Raw genomic sequence first — 918 nt, forward strand, 5'->3', positions numbered from 1 at the left:
TTGATTACCATGCACTTGCGTGAAGACCGCCGCCATATTAAAGATGCGGACGTGTTCGCCGTTAAAAACGCCATCCGTACACGCCTGAATTTGGAAATGGCGTTGACGGAAGAAATGCTGGAAAACGCGCTCAACGTCATGCCGGAAGATGTGTGCATCGTGCCTGAAAAACGCCAAGAAGTAACCACAGAAGGCGGTTTGGACGTATTGGCGCAACAGGATAAAGTGGCCGAGTTCACCAAAATCTTGACCGATGCAGGCATCCGCGTGTCCTTGTTTATCGATGCCGACAACGCGCAAATCCAAGCCGCTTATGATGTCGGCGCGCCCGTTATCGAGTTGCATACCGGTGCGTATGCCGATGCACACGGCCACGCCGAGCAGATGAAACAATTCGAGCGCATTCAAAACGGTGCGCATTACGCCAGCGATTTGGGCTTGATCGTCAACGCCGGACACGGCCTGACCATTCACAACGTAACGCCGATTGCTCAAATTCTCGCCATCCGCGAGTTGAACATCGGGCATTCGCTGATTTCCCAAGCACTCTTCCTCGGCTTGCCAGAAGCTGTCCGCCAAATGAAGGAAGTCATGTTCAGAGCCAGAATGCTGCCTTAACGGCATCAGCCATACAGGCTAAAGCGGTTTGCTTTGGCCGGTATCCACACTTTCAGACGGCCTGACTATTTAAATAAGGAGCAGACCCATGATTTACGGAATAGGTACAGACATTGTTTCCCTCAAACGTATTATCCGTTTGAACAAAAAATTCGGACTGGCATTTGCGCAACGCATTCTCAGCCCGGAAGAGCTGTTGGAGTTTCCACAGGCAGGCAAACCAGTCAACTATCTTGCCAAACGCTTTGCCGCCAAAGAGGCTTTTGCCAAAGCCGTCGGTACGGGCATACGCGGCGTGGT

2 protein-coding genes are annotated in these 918 nt (G+C 52.0%); both read left to right on the forward strand.

The genetic code is table 11. The features are described from left to right. Positions 1-618, forward strand: a 618-nt coding sequence (locus ACTHS3_RS15330) for a pyridoxine 5'-phosphate synthase (protein ID WP_440368413.1), incomplete at its 5' end; no start/stop codon positions are given. 88 nt (positions 619-706) lie between these two features. After that, a partial coding sequence (gene acpS / locus ACTHS3_RS15335; protein ID WP_440368001.1) for a holo-ACP synthase occupies positions 707-918 on the forward strand: 212 nt, incomplete at its 3' end.

Source organism: Neisseria sp. P0009.S007 (assembly GCF_051962515.1).